Genomic DNA, 13,299 nt, shown 5'->3' with positions numbered 1-13,299 from the left:
TGAGCTTGGCAGGGACGGTGTGTCCATGAGCGGCTTCCATCATACCGCCGGGCAGTGTATCCGGCCCTTATGAGCACAGCATACGAAGTCAATTTCGACGGTCTGATCGGGCCGAGCCACAATTATGGCGGCATGTCGGAGGGCAATCTCGCAAGCGCGCGCAATGAAGGCGATGTCTCTAACCCACGCGAAGCGGCGATCCAGGGGCTGGAGAAGATGCGCCTTCTGGTGCAGGCAGGCCTCAAGCAGGGTGTGCTGCCTCCGCTGCCGCGTCCGAACTTCGACCTGCTTGTCTCGGCTGGCTTCACAGGAAGCGACGCCGACATCATTGAGGCAGCAGCCCGTAGCCACCCAAAGCTCCTCAAGGCTGCATACAGCGCGTCGTCCATGTGGGCGGCGAATGCGGCGACTGTGTCGCCTTCAGCAGACGCCAGCGACGGACGCCTTCATCTTACCAGCGCGAACCTGTCCACGATGCTCCACCGCTCGATCGAGCATCCCGATACGACGGCGACGCTGATCTCCATCTTCGGTGACACGGACAGGTTTGGCATTCACGCTGCGCTACCGGCCCATGCAGACTTTGCCGACGAAGGCGCGGCCAATCATATCCGCCTTTGCGCTGACCATGGCGCACCGGGCGTCGAGGTGTTCGTCTATGGCCGCAAGGCAGGCGAGAGTACGATTGGTTTCCCTGCGCGTCAGACAAGGCTCGCCAGCGAAAGCATCGCCCGCGCCCACACGATGCCGCCAGAACGCAGCATCTTCGCCCGCCAGGCCCGCGCCGCCATCGATGCAGGCGCTTTCCACAATGACGTTGTGTGTGTCGGCTCGCTCGATACGCTGTTCTATCATGAACATGCCTTTGAAGAGACGGACGCCGTCCTCCAGGCCGTCCGTAAAGCAGGCGAGGGCCTGTTCGAGTTGAAGACCGTCATGGTGCCCGAGGCCGAAGTCCCCATCAGCGACGCCATCACCTCCTATCTCTTCAACTCGCAGCTTCTGAAATGGCCGGGCGAAGACCGTCTTGTCCTCCTTGCCCCGCTCGAGACGCAGGAGACCGAATCCACGCGCGCCTTCTGCGAGAAGATGGTTGAGGGGAACGGCCCGATCGGACGGGTCCAGTATGTCGATGTGCGCCAGTCCATGCGCAATGGTGGCGGGCCCGCATGCCTGCGGCTGCGTGTTGTGATGACCGACGAGGAACTTTCGGCTTGCAATCAGGGTGTGCTGTTAGACGAGGAAAAGATCGACCAGCTGCAGGACATCGTTGCCAAGACGTACCGCGATAAACTGGTTGCGGCAGACCTTGCTGACCCTGCATTCGCTGTAGAGTGTCAGACGGCGCGCGAAGCGCTGCTCGACTGTCTTGGGCTGTCAGAGCTCGCCTAGGGGACGCCCGGAAACGAGGTCACCATTTCAATCTCGATGTCGGGAAAGCTCTCGACATACTGGATGGTGAAGTCGGGAAAACTGTCGACCATCTGCCACTCGCCGCAATCGTCTGGAAAGCTCTCGACGAGCTTGACTTTCAGGTCCGGGAAGCTGTCGACAATCTTGACCTTGATGTCCGGAAAGCTGGTCACGACCTGAACCTTGCCCTTCAGTCGTGTGCCCTCGAAATGGCAGTCGGCGCCAACGGTAACGTCGGCCACAGCAGCAAAGGCGCCAAAGGCCGCAAGGACCAAAAGCGCCAGTACGCGCTTCACTTGCCGCCATCCACCGAGGCGAGTCGCCCGCTGGCCTTTGCATAGGCCTGGCTGCCACGCGTAATCACAGCGTCATCGGCGACCACGTCTTCAGGCTTCAGCGCGAATTTTCCCTGCATCCGGTCATAGATGGGCGCGAAATCTGTCTTCACCGTGGCATCGAAAAGCTGCTCATAGCTGTCGATGACGAAATAGGTCTGCTGGAAGTCGTCGATCCGGTAGTCGGTCTTCATCAGGCGCTCGAGGTCAAACCCGATCCGGTTAGGCGAGGGGTCTTCCAGGGCGAAGATGCTCTCAGTCTTCGATGACACGATACCCGCGCCATAGATGCGCAGGCCTTCATCAGTCTGGATCAGACCGAACTCCACAGTGTACCAGTAGAGCGCTGCGAGGTTCTTCAGGGCCGCAAAATCGAGACTGCGCAGGCCGCCCTTGCCATAGGCTTCCATATAGTCGGCGAAGACGGGATTGGTCAGCATCGGAACGTGGCCAAACACATCGTGGAAGACATCCGGCTCCTGAAGGTAATCAAGCTCATTGCGTTTGCGGATGAACTGGCCTGCCGGAAAACGGCGGTTGGCGAGATGGTCGAAGAAAACCTCATCCGGCACGAGACCTGGCACAGCCACCACGCGCCACCCTGTCAGGGCTTCTAGCTCATCTGACATGGCTTCGAATTCAGGGATACCGCCTTTGCCAAGGTCCAGCGCCTTCAACCCGTCCAGAAATTCAGGCGCCGCCCGGCCTGGCAGCACATCCATCTGCCTCTTGTAGAGGAGATCCCAGACGGCATGTTCGTCGGCTGTATAATCCGACCAGCCCTGATCGATGGTCCAGTCGTCTCTTGCGTTCGCGGGTTTCTCGGAATGGTTGCTCATGCAACTATTATAGCGCACTAAACGCTGAATGAAATGGAAAGCTGGTCTTCGCACTGGCACAACGACCGCAGAGGAAAGGAACGCCGCATATGAAACTTGCCAGCCTCAAACAGGGACGCGACGGCCAGCTGGTCGTCGTTTCAAAAGATCTCACTCGCTATGCCGAGGCCACCCATATTGCGCCAACCATGCAGGCCGCGCTCGACGATTGGGATGTTGTAGCGCCGAAACTGGCTGCCCTTGCGAACGATGTAGAAGTCGGCTCTGTCCCGACCAAGCGCTTCCATGAGCATGATTGCGATTCGCCGCTGCCACGCGCCTATCAGTGGGCTGACGGCTCGGCCTATATCAACCATGTGGAGCTGGTTAGGAAAGCGCGCGGCGCAGAAGTGCCGGAAAGCTTTTATTCCGACCCACTCATGTATCAGGGCGGTTCCGACAGCTTCCTCGGACCACGCGAGAATATTCCGCTCGGCGACATGGCCTGGGGTCTCGATTTTGAGGCGGAGGTTTGCGTCGTGACAGGCGACGTGCCCATGGGCATTGATGCGAAGTCTGCGCTCGATCAGGTCAAACTTATCATGATCTGCAATGATGTCAGCCTGCGTGGCCTTATCCCCAATGAGCTTGGCAAGGGTTTCGGCTTCTTTCAGTCGAAACCGTCGAGCGCGTTCTCTCCGGTTGCCGTCACGCCTGATGAGCTTGGTGACGCCTGGAAAGGTGGCAAGCTACACCTGCCCATGCTGTCGACCTATAATGGCAAGCCTTTCGGCAAGCCTGAATGCGATGTCGACATGACGTTTGACTTCGGCACGCTGGTTGCGCACGCAGCGAAGACGCGGCCGCTCTGCGCCGGCACGATCATTGGGTCGGGCACGATCTCCAACCGTGACCCGGATGGCGGCGCTGGCAAGCCCGTCGCCGATGGCGGCCTTGGCTATTCGTGTATCGCCGAGATCCGCATGATTGAGACGATCCGTGACGGTAAGCCTTCGACAAGCTTCATGGATGTTGGCGACAACATCCGGATCGAAGTGAAGGACACGGCCGGCCACACCGTTTTCGGCGCGATCGAACAGGATGTGGTGAAGGCATGAGTGAGCTGAAACTCTATGACTACTGGCGCTCATCCGCAGCGTATCGGCTGCGGATCGCGCTGAACCTTAAAGGGCTCGATTACACGTCCGAGGCGGTGAACATCGCGCCGGGGGCGGATGAGCATTTGCAGGAGGGCTACCGCGCACTCAATCCTCAAATGCGCGTGCCGACGCTGGAAGTCGATGGCCGTCGCTCGGGCCAGTCCATGGCGATTCTGGAGTGGCTTGACGAGACCTATCCCGACCCACCTTTCTTCCCGGCTGATAGCTGGGCCCGCCTTCAGGTGCGGGCCTTTGCGGACATCATCGCCTGCGACATCCACCCGATCAATAATCTGTCAGTGCTGATAAAGCTCCGCAAAGAGCTGGGACAGGACGATGCGGGCGTTGGTGAGTGGTACCGCGACTGGATCATCCGGGGCTTCACAGCGCTGGAGGAAATGGCTGAACCCCATAAGGGCTATGCATTCCTCTTCAGCAATGAGCCGTCGCTCGCCGATATCTGTCTTGTGCCACAAATGGCGAATGCGCGCCGGTACGATACCGACCTCAGTCAGTTTCCGCGCCTCGTCGAAGTCGACGCAGCCTGTCAGAAGGTCGAGGCCTTCGCGAAAGCGGCCCCTGATATGGTGAAGCCGAAGTAGGGGGCAGAAGTCCTAGTTCGCCTGCTCACGCTTCAGGGCATAACCGTCAGCCGTGCGGTCCAGAACGAATGGAATATCTGGGTGGCTGACTGGTGTGTCGCTGTCATCGATAAGCAGATTACCCTCTGAGACATAGGCGACGTAGTGCGTCTTATCGTTCTCTGCGAAGAGGTGGTAATAGGGCTGGTCCTTTGACGGGCGCAGATGCTCCGGAATGGCTTCATACCATTCGTCGGAATTGGCGAAGACCGGATCGACGTCAAAGATCACGCCGCGAAACTCGAACAGGCGATGTTTAACGACCTGTCCGATCTGGAATTTGGCGTGCCTGCGGTCGATAGCGAAATGCGGGTATCCGTCTTCGCCATAGGTTTCATCTGGCTGTGATGTTTCAGTCATTGGATCCACATGTGCGACCTGCGCTTCGTATTCCGCCTCAACTGGCTTACGAGCGCTAAACAATGCGGCAAGGCGCGAGAATATGCTGGGTCGTTGGCTCATTGTTGTTCAATGTGATATTGCCGCTCTTAACCGACAAGATTTGGGCCTCACATGGCTGATAAAAAATCGCGCGGCGGGCAGAGGCGAAACCGCCGGCCCGCGCGCACTGACCGGCGACCACCGCTTTATGCGGCGGTGGACCTCGGCACGAACAATTGCAGGCTGCTCGTCGCTGCGCCAACGCGCAAAGGCTTCAACGTGGTCGATTCCCACTCACAGATCGCTCGTCTTGGCGAGGGGTTGGAGCAATCAGGCCGTCTATCTGACGTTGCGATGGACCGCGCCTTTGATGCCCTCAGCGCCATCTCGAAAAAGCTGAAGGCAAAGCGTGTCGGTCATGTTCGGTGCATCGCCACCGAGGCCTGCCGAAAAGCAGAGAATGGCGCGGAGTTCATCACGCAGATCCGAGAACGTACGGGCCTGACCTTCAAGATCATCGGCCCGCAGGAGGAAGCGCGCCTTGCTCTGATCGGGTGTCACAACCTCATAGATGATGACGCGAAATCAGTCCTTGTTCTCGATATCGGGGGCGGGTCGACTGAGCTATCGCTGGTAGACGCCGCCGTTGCGCGCGATAGCGGGCTCGACGGCATGCTCAAGAAACCACCGATCAAGGCCTGGACCAGCGTACCGCTTGGCGTGGTGACGCTGACGGAAGCCTTCGATCATCTCGGCTCGGAAGAGGAGGCCTATCCCGCCATGCTGGAACGGGCAAAGTCCTATGTCGAGAAATGGGCCGAAAAACACGACATCCGCCGTATGCTCGCCGATGAGACGTCGCATATCATCGGCACGTCGGGTACCGTCACCTGTGTGGCGGGGGTTCATTTCGGGCTGGAGAAATACCGCCGTGATCTCGTCGATGGGCAATGGATGGATCATGATGGCTGCTATTCCACCATGGATGCACTCATCACAGCCGGTCCTGAAGGCCGGGCGAAGTTTCCGACCATCGGTCATGATCGGGCCGGGCTCATGCTGGCTGGCTGCGCGCTGATGGACGCTGTCTGGTCGCTGGCTCCTCATGCGCGTATGCGGGTCGCTGACAGAGGGCTTCGCGAAGGGCTTTTGCTGTCCATGATGAAGGGGCCGAAACGCAAACGTTCCCGGGGTGGACGCAAACGGAAATTGCAACAGAATGGCAGCGACAAAGCTGCTGCGGAGGCGAAGTCATGAGCGATGACGAAAAGCGGCGCTGGAAAGGCCCGCCAAAGGAAAAGCAACAGACATCTGGCCGCCGCATGGGTGAGCGCAAGATCATCGCTCACAACGCCAAGGATGAAAGTTCAAAGCGCTGGATCGAGCGTCAGCTCTCTGACCCCTACGTGCAACGGGCGAAGAAGGACAATTACCGTGCCCGCGCGGCCTACAAGCTGCTCGAGATCGACGAGAAGGCAAACCTCCTCAAGGGTGCCAAACGTGTCGTTGATCTTGGCTGCGCACCGGGTGGGTGGATACAGGTCTGCCTTCGCAGCGGTGTCAAAGAGATCGTCGGCATCGACCTTCTTGCCGTCGACCCAATCCCGGGCGCCCATATTGTCCAGGGCGATATCAATGAGCCTGAAGACATCGAGAACATGATGGAGGGGCTATCTGGCCCGCCGGATCTCATCCTGTCCGACATGGCAGCCAACACAACCGGTCACAAACAGACAGACAGTCTGCGCACAGCTGCCCTCGCCGAGATGGCATTGTGGTTTGCTGGCGAGCACCTCACACTCGGCGGCAACTTCTGCAGCAAGGTCTTCCAGGGCGGTGCGACCCCCGACATGCTGAATGACCTCAAGCGCATGTTCAAAACCGTGAAGCACATCAAGCCGCCCGCCAGCCGCGCTGGTTCGCCGGAACTGTTCGTCGTCGCACTCGGGTTTCGCGGACGATCATGAGCCAGCCGCCGCGGATCCTCGTGCACCGCACGCCGGGAGAGGTCCGCGCTGCGGCGTTCGATAGCGAAGGCAAGCCGTTCCGTCTCTTTGTTGAGCGCTGGGGCGGCGGGGCAGGCGGCCTGCGGCTTGGCGATGTCGCCGAGGCCCGCCTTCGCCGCCGCGCACCCGAGCAGGGCGGGGCGTTCTTCGAAGCTGCCTCTGGCGAAGAAATCTTCGTGCGCACGAACGATACCGGCAAGCTGACCGAAGGCGCGAGCGCACCCATTGAGATCGTCATGGAAGCCCGGCGCGACAAGCTCGCCCGCGGCAAGCTCAGAAAGTCGCTCCCCGCCGAAACCGTCCCTGCGATCGATCGCTGGCGGAAATCCATCTCGGAAGCGGTGACGCTCGAAGACGCTGAGACCGCCACCGAATATGATCAGATTGACAGTGCCTTCGATGAAGCGCTTGCCAGCTGGTGTCCTCTGCCGGGCGGTGGCAATCTCGGAATAGAGCGCACGCGCGCGCTGACCGCCATCGACATCGACACCGCAGGTCGCATCTCAAAAGGCAGCGCAGGCGCCCGGGCTTTCAGCGTCAACCGCGAGGCCGTGCAAATAGCGGCGCGCCAGCTTTCCCTGCGCAATCTTGGCGGCCTCGTCGTTTTGGACTGTGTGGGCCCCGTCACCGCCTCTACGTCGGACAAGCTGCGCGCTGGATTGCAGGAAAGCTTTGCATCCTGCTCGACCCGCCAGATCGAAGTGCTGAGGCCGTCGCCATTCGGCCTGCTGCAGGCGCAGCTCGCCTGGGCGCACGCCCCGGTGGAGGACCGCTTGCTGGATGCCCAGGGTCGGCAGACGCCTGAGACAGAGCTGCTCGCCCTCTTCAGGGCAGCCGCGCGCGAAACGGCGGCCAATCGCACTGGCTTCTACAGGCTCACCCTGTCGGCGCACGCCCTTCAGGCCTATATAGCGCGTCGAAAGCAATGCGATGACTTGCTGCGAGAGGCCTTTTCAGGCCGCGTGAAGATCGCTAGCGGCAAGGGCGAAAAATCGGTGGTGAGAAAAGAATGAGCAAATCGATCTGTCCGATCTGTGAAAGCCGGTCAGCCGATCCGAAATTCCGGCCCTTCTGTTCCAAACGTTGCGCCGATGTGGACCTGTCGCGCTGGCTGAAGGGTGGTTATGCCATTCCGGGCCGCCCCTCCGATCAGGCCGAGGAAACACCCAGCTATAAGGAAGAGCGCGACGAGTAGCGGGCGAACGCTTTTGATGGCAGGATAGCGCCTGCCTCAAAACGAAAGTGGCCAAGCCATGCGCTCATATCTTCTTTCCGCCAGCTTCATCCTCCTTGCAGCCTGTGCTGTTCCGGGCGAGACCGCGCCCGGTGACGGAAATCCTGCCGCCCCTTATGAGCGCATCACCTTCAAAGGTGAGATCGCCACACCCGCCGAACGCGCACGCTGCGAGGCGGCGGGTGGCACGGTTCAGCGCGCCGGTATGCTCGGCTGGGAGAATTGCATCCAGACCTTCGCAGATGGCGGAAAAACCTGCTCCGACAGTTCCGATTGTACGGGCGAATGCCGCAGCGCGGGTGAGTTTGTCGACGCCGGCGCCGCGGCAACGGGGCAGTGCACGGCGAATGACAATATCTTCGGATGCTACCAGACGATTGAAAATGGGCGTGCCGGCGGCGCGCTTTGTGTTGACTGAGGCGCTTAGGTTGGCCGCGTCCGCACTGCGCCTGGCCTTTTCTCGTGAACGAGAGTCTCTGCACTCGACCATGGTTCGATCAGAATATCGGGCGCATCAGGAAGCTTGGCCATGTACGCCAGCTTGTCTGCCGCCGCCATCAAGCTTGAAAAGCTGACATCGTCCGGCATCGGTCCTGCGATAGCGCCGATATTGGCCTCCACAGAAAAGCTTTTACCTGCATAGCTGACCGGCTGGCTCACGATCTTGCTGATGGCTGAAAGCAGCTTGTCGACCTCGCCCCGGCTGATGCCAGCGCGGACAAGGATGATAAATTCATCTCCGCCAATCCGAAAGAAATCGGACTGCTTTGGCAGGACGGCAGAGATACGGCGGCTGATCTCGATCAGAAGATGGTCGCCTGCTGCATGTCCGTAAGTGTCATTTACAACCTTGAACTTGCGAAGGTCCATCAGGGCGAGCGCGCTCAGAACAAGATGCCCACTATCAAAGCGCTTCGCGCTTTCGGTCATCGCTCGCCGGTTGGGCAGGCCAGTCAGAATATCGGTTCGGGCCGCGCGAGCCTCCCCGCGATATTTGAAGGCGAGTACGGCATTGAATCTGAGCGCGGTCAGGAAGCGGCCGATGGCAACCAGGTGATGGTTAATTGATAGGTAGGGGGTAAGGCCGATGAGGCGGCCATAGATCCAGACGGTAGCGAGGATCGTCGGACACCAGCCAATCAGGAGCCCTGTCGCTTGCCCCTGGCGTTGATAGGCAAGAGCGGCCAGCAAGCCAAGAATGATGAGCGGGGCAGCAATAAACGCAAAGAGGAAAGCCAGCGAAGCGAAAGCATCGCCTAGGAACGGCGCTAACAGTGTTGGCAGAGCGGCATATTGTAGAATGCGAAATGTGCTACTGATCCTTGGCGTTGCAACCGGCTTTATATTCGCACGCAGGAAAACGACGGCATTCCAGAGCAGGACCGCTTGCGACGTGAGGAGTAGATGCCGGGTATCGAATACGACGTCGCGGAAGAGACTCCCAAGCAATCCGCTGGAAATTAGAACATAGAAAGCCGCGCTGAGTGCAAAGCCTATGAAAGCGGCTGTGTCTGATCGGTCCAGTACTCTGCCGAGCGCGGCTGTCTGGAATGCAAGCGCGAGAAACAGTACGATCAGGGAAACGCTGATGACGCCGAACACTGCCGCTTCACCGACGATCTGCCCGGGACTCCCGATTTCATACGGAAGGATCAGGAAGTCTGGATGGGAAATACGGATATAGTAGTCACTGACTGGCGCATCGCGAGACGGCGGTAGCGCCCAGACTGGATACTGCAGGGGTAGGGGCGCGATAGTCGTGACGGCAGCGCGCCCAGCTGAATTTTGCGCAACTGCGTGTAGTTCTACGTCCTTGAGATATGGATATTTGAGCTGGAGCCATTGCGGCGTCTCGCAAATAGTGCGGGCCGAATGGTGCAATCGCAGCCACATAACCCCTGTCGAGCTTCGGCCTTCGAACAGGCCGCTTTCCGGGGCTTTGAGCGGTACAAAGCTGTTGGCTCGTTCTGCAATATCTGAAATGTTAAGAGCAGGCTGCGCGTCGTTGAACACGGTCGCCTCGTAGTCACAACTTTGCGCGCTAGCCGCAGCGAAGTTTGCAGACACGATCAGCATAAGAATGAAAATAACTGAGCGCATCACACCGTTCCTCAGCCATAGAAGTATCAATTCTACGTTGCGGCACCGTTAAGAGAACACGGGAATTGCGAAGCTCAGTTCTGATTCCAAGTTTTGGCGGCGAAGGCCGACCGCAATCTTGTTGTCGCGGCTGCGGGACCGGGGTTCTAACGTCTGCGGTGGTCATCTTCCGCAAATGCCGAAAATCGGGCTCTAGTCTCTAAGAAGCGAGCTTTACTTTCGCAGGGCGCGGCGTGACGAGTGTTGGGCGACCGACCCAGAACCCTTGTATCTGGTCAGCGCCGAAAACCTTCATCTGGAGTGCCATCTCCTCCGAGCTTACGCCTTCGACGCAGGATATCAGCCCAAGCTCATGTGAGAGCCTCAGCGCGCCGCGCAGAATGGCCGTTTGCGTTGACGCGCCGTCGCGGCTCGCGGCATGGACAAGGCTCTGGTCGATCTTGATCATGTCGAGCGGCAAGCGGCTCAACAGCGAAAGGGATGAATAGCCTGTCCCGAAATCGTCCAGCGCGATCTTCATGCCAGCGCGCCTTGCCTGCTCAAGGGCTTCGGCATTCGCCGAAACGTTTCGAAGCGCAACGTTCTCAGTGATTTCCAGCGTCAGATCGCCCGGCGCAAAACCATGCCTATCAATGATACGCCGAAGCTTTGGGACGAAGTTCCGCGTTTGCAGCTGGCCCGGTGAGATATTGACGGAAACCGCGCGGGTATCAGATGGCCAATGCTTTAACGCTTGGTCCAGCGTGTTCCAGAGCAGCTCATTCATCAGGCCAAGGTTTTCGGCGACAGGAATGAACTCACGAGGCGTAGGTTGGCGGCCGCCGGATGATGAGGTCCAGCGGGCCAGAAGCTCATGGCAGACGATCTCCCTGAAGCGCGCATCAGCGATCGGCTGAAGGGCGGGGCGGATCTGACCGGCCGCCAGTGCAGGGGGAAACGACACCGCGAGCCGGGAGGTTGAGATACCTTCCGCGTCGGTGGCCGCTGTATAGCGACCGAAACCGCCGCCCGCCGCCTTGACCCGCCGCATCGCCGTATCGGCGCGGCTGAGGCAGGCCTGCGTGTCGCTGTCCGTCCCGCTCGTCGTTGCGTAGCCGAGGGAAACGCCGACATGGATGAGGCGGTCCTGCCAGCTTACATCGTGGATCAGCGAGGCGTGGATGGCGGCAATCGCCTTGTCGGTCTCAGCGGTAGAAAGGCCGGGATCGATAATTGCGGCGAATTCATCGCCGCCGGGCCGGGCCGCTGAAATGACGGCGTCGTGATGTTCGAGCCGGGCAGCGATCGCTTTCAGGACCGCATCGCCGGCGGCATGGCCAAACTGATCGTTGAGAGGTTTGAAGCCGTTGAGGTCTATAAAGGCGAGGGTGAGGTCAGGATACTGGCCAGCAGAACGATCCAGCGCCTCCAGGAAAGCCCGCCGGTTGAGGAGCCCGGTCAGCGGATCGGTTGTCGCGAGCCGGTTTTTCTCAATGATAACAGCGACCAGCCGCTCATCAGTCTTCTGACGGGAGATCTGAACGAGAGCCAGAAGCACGATAAGAAGCGCACAGAAACAGGCCATCGTGGCCGTCAGTATCTGCTGCTGAAGCAGTGTTTCCGCGCCGAAGGGGACGACTTCGATATAGAGCGGCGTCACCAGCCAGATCATCACGCCGTGCAGGGGCGCGAGGGAAAACTGGAGGCGGTAGTCGAGGCCGATGGCGATGAAGACCGGAATGAAGATCGGATAGAGCAGCGTATCGACCGCGATATCGCCCATCCGAAACTCGGTATAGGTAAAGGCCCAATAGGCGAGGAAGAGGAAGGTCAGCCCGACATTCAGGACGAGGCGTGTCTTGTAATCGCGGTGCGCCGAGAGCGCAATCGCCGACAGGATGACGGCATAAACCCCTGCTTCCATGTAGGATTCTGCATTGACGCCGCCCGTAATCACCGACACGAAAAACGCCGCGCCGACGAGGATCAGGCCCACCAGACCCACGCGCAGCGCGATCCGGCGGAAGCGCTCATGCAGCTCCGCCAGGCCCGGCACGTGTTCGGGGCGTTTCCTTTCCATCCGCCATTCATGGCATGAAGCGGTAAACTATCTGTAATCAGAGAGGATATTCTGGCGGCGCGCCAATGGGGGTTCGTTACGCGGGCCGCCTTCGCTGTTAACCCGTATCGTACCAGGTCGAGAGCGCGCGGGAGACGCGTTCAGGCAGCGTCGCCGCGATAAGAGAGATTTCTTCGCCCACCCGTTTCAGATTGACCGGCGTCAGGCAGAGCGGGCGGGCCGCCCCCTCGGCCCGCAGGCGGGCGAGCCGGTACGCCATGCGCCGGGCGGCGCGTTCGGGGTGCCGGAGTACACCCATGATGGTGCAGTAGCGGTGTACCAGCGGTGTTTTTGAGCGGAAGGCGGCCTGCGGCCCCGAATGCTCGGTCTTGAGGAGGGCAATCACGTCCGGGTCTGCCGGGATGCGCTCTCTCAAGCGGGGGAGGAGGGGGAAGCCTCGCCTGCGGGGGGCTTCGGATTGTGAGGTCGTGGCGGTGGGCTGAAAGGGAGCGGTTTCGTTGCACGAGGACCCGGATAGCGGCGTCGCCGCTTCCGGGATGACGGGCATTTTGATTGAAACCTCAATCGACGCCGCCATCAGGACGAGGAGGCGGCGCAGCAATGTCTCGATCAGGATGAGGCGGGCGCGCAGCTGCGCATAGAGCCGCCGGCCCAGCCCGCCCTCACCAGAGGAGAGACCGGCCATAAAGTCGAGATCAGCCATCTCTTCTCGCAAAGCCCGAAGGCCCGCCGCCACAAAGCTGGATGTATCCTGCATGGCAGGGAGAATAGGGCGGGGCAATATACGGTGGGAAAGTGCACGCAAGCGCTCGGCTTCGGCACAGGCGAGTAAACAAGGGCAACCAATATCCACGTCACTGACTTCGTCATTTTGGAATTATCAGACAGCCCTGCTCGTTGAAGCGGAGGGTCACACCTTTCGCCCGCAATTTATCGGCAAATTCCTTGCGATCGGGGAAAGACATAACAATACCATCGGGGCGATTGCCGCCGAAGCAGTATTGGCAAAGATAGACTTCCCAGATGGGAATCCACTCTGCGTAGTAACGTCCATGTCCGAAGTGTTCCATTCGGCCACAGAGCGCGCATTGTTCTTTGTGTTCGCAAGTTTCCATAGCCGAGGCTTACACTGAGTCCTATCGAAACGCCGAT

15 protein-coding genes are annotated in these 13,299 nt (G+C 59.7%); 8 read left to right on the top strand and 7 right to left on the bottom strand.

The features are described 5' to 3' along the window. The first annotated feature begins 69 nt into the window (after window positions 1-69). Window positions 70-1,392, top strand: coding sequence for an N-succinylarginine dihydrolase (gene astB, locus D1224_RS12245; RefSeq protein WP_119380238.1), 1,323 nt, complete (start codon window positions 70-72; stop codon window positions 1,390-1,392). Here the strand turns inward: astB and D1224_RS12240 are convergent. Both D1224_RS12240 and phhA read right to left on the bottom strand, forming a co-directional pair. Further along, window positions 1,389-1,655: a hypothetical protein gene (locus D1224_RS12240; RefSeq protein WP_407647464.1), complete on the bottom strand. Its 267-nt coding sequence runs from the start codon at window positions 1,653-1,655 to the stop codon at window positions 1,389-1,391. The genes astB and D1224_RS12240 overlap by 4 nt on opposite strands. Before the next feature lie 50 nt (window positions 1,656-1,705). Continuing rightward, window positions 1,706-2,587 (bottom strand): phenylalanine 4-monooxygenase, encoded by an 882-nt coding sequence (gene phhA, locus D1224_RS12235; protein ID WP_119380236.1) that lies wholly within the window; start codon window positions 2,585-2,587, stop codon window positions 1,706-1,708. Window positions 2,588-2,676: 89 nt separating this feature from the next. Here phhA and D1224_RS12230 point away from each other — a divergent pair, with 89 nt between their 5' ends. Further along, window positions 2,677-3,684: a fumarylacetoacetate hydrolase family protein gene (locus tag D1224_RS12230; RefSeq protein WP_119380235.1), complete on the top strand. Its 1,008-nt coding sequence runs from the start codon at window positions 2,677-2,679 to the stop codon at window positions 3,682-3,684. Further along, window positions 3,681-4,328, top strand: a complete 648-nt coding sequence (gene maiA / locus D1224_RS12225) for a maleylacetoacetate isomerase (protein ID WP_119380234.1) — start codon at window positions 3,681-3,683, stop codon at window positions 4,326-4,328. The genes D1224_RS12230 and maiA overlap by 4 nt, the downstream gene beginning before the upstream one ends. Before the next feature lie 12 nt (window positions 4,329-4,340). On the opposite strand, the gene hspQ is transcribed toward maiA, so the two are convergent. Next, complete coding sequence (hspQ, locus tag D1224_RS12220; RefSeq protein ID WP_119380233.1) at window positions 4,341-4,727, bottom strand: heat shock protein HspQ; 387 nt, start codon at window positions 4,725-4,727, stop codon at window positions 4,341-4,343. Between the two features lie 153 nt (window positions 4,728-4,880). On the opposite strand from hspQ, the gene D1224_RS12215 reads away from it, so the two are divergent. The 5 genes from D1224_RS12215 to D1224_RS12195 are packed head-to-tail and all read left to right on the top strand — an operon-like array spanning window position 4,881 to window position 8,406. Beyond that, window positions 4,881-6,005, top strand: coding sequence for a Ppx/GppA phosphatase family protein (locus tag D1224_RS12215; RefSeq protein ID WP_119380232.1), 1,125 nt, complete (start codon window positions 4,881-4,883; stop codon window positions 6,003-6,005). Next, window positions 6,002-6,715, top strand: coding sequence for an RlmE family RNA methyltransferase (locus D1224_RS12210; RefSeq protein ID WP_119380231.1), 714 nt, complete (start codon window positions 6,002-6,004; stop codon window positions 6,713-6,715). Before D1224_RS12215 ends, D1224_RS12210 begins: the two co-directional genes overlap by 4 nt. Next, window positions 6,712-7,767: a ribonuclease E/G gene (locus tag D1224_RS12205; protein ID WP_119380230.1), complete on the top strand. Its 1,056-nt coding sequence runs from the start codon at window positions 6,712-6,714 to the stop codon at window positions 7,765-7,767. The genes D1224_RS12210 and D1224_RS12205 overlap by 4 nt, the downstream gene beginning before the upstream one ends. Beyond that, window positions 7,764-7,949 carry a DNA gyrase inhibitor YacG gene (locus tag D1224_RS12200; RefSeq protein ID WP_119380229.1) on the top strand — a complete coding sequence of 62 codons (186 nt, stop codon included), beginning with the start codon at window positions 7,764-7,766 and terminating at the stop codon, window positions 7,947-7,949. The genes D1224_RS12205 and D1224_RS12200 overlap by 4 nt, the downstream gene beginning before the upstream one ends. 58 nt (window positions 7,950-8,007) lie before the next feature. Next, window positions 8,008-8,406, top strand: a complete 399-nt coding sequence (locus tag D1224_RS12195; protein ID WP_119380228.1) for a hypothetical protein — start codon at window positions 8,008-8,010, stop codon at window positions 8,404-8,406. 5 nt (window positions 8,407-8,411) lie between these two features. Here D1224_RS12195 and D1224_RS12190 read toward each other — a convergent pair whose 3' ends face one another. From D1224_RS12190 to D1224_RS16505, 4 genes are all read right to left on the bottom strand, one after another. Beyond that, complete coding sequence (locus D1224_RS12190) at window positions 8,412-10,088, bottom strand: diguanylate cyclase domain-containing protein (RefSeq protein WP_119380227.1); 1,677 nt, start codon at window positions 10,086-10,088, stop codon at window positions 8,412-8,414. A gap of 199 nt (window positions 10,089-10,287) precedes the next feature. After that, window positions 10,288-12,147, bottom strand: coding sequence for a putative bifunctional diguanylate cyclase/phosphodiesterase (locus D1224_RS12185; protein ID WP_119380226.1), 1,860 nt, complete (start codon window positions 12,145-12,147; stop codon window positions 10,288-10,290). 97 nt (window positions 12,148-12,244) lie between these two features. Then, window positions 12,245-12,904: a hypothetical protein gene (locus tag D1224_RS12180; RefSeq protein WP_182482277.1), complete on the bottom strand. Its 660-nt coding sequence runs from the start codon at window positions 12,902-12,904 to the stop codon at window positions 12,245-12,247. A 109-nt stretch (window positions 12,905-13,013) separates the two neighbouring features. Then, window positions 13,014-13,217, bottom strand: a complete 204-nt coding sequence (locus D1224_RS16505; RefSeq protein ID WP_119380224.1) for a hypothetical protein — start codon at window positions 13,215-13,217, stop codon at window positions 13,014-13,016. Window positions 13,218-13,299: the final 82 nt, after the last annotated feature.

It is taken from the genome of Henriciella barbarensis, assembly GCF_003576345.1.
In the GTDB taxonomy this organism is placed as follows: domain Bacteria; phylum Pseudomonadota; class Alphaproteobacteria; order Caulobacterales; family Hyphomonadaceae; genus Henriciella; species Henriciella barbarensis.
Note: the sequence above shows the minus strand (reverse complement) of the source record. Positions and strands in the feature narration are given on the sequence as shown.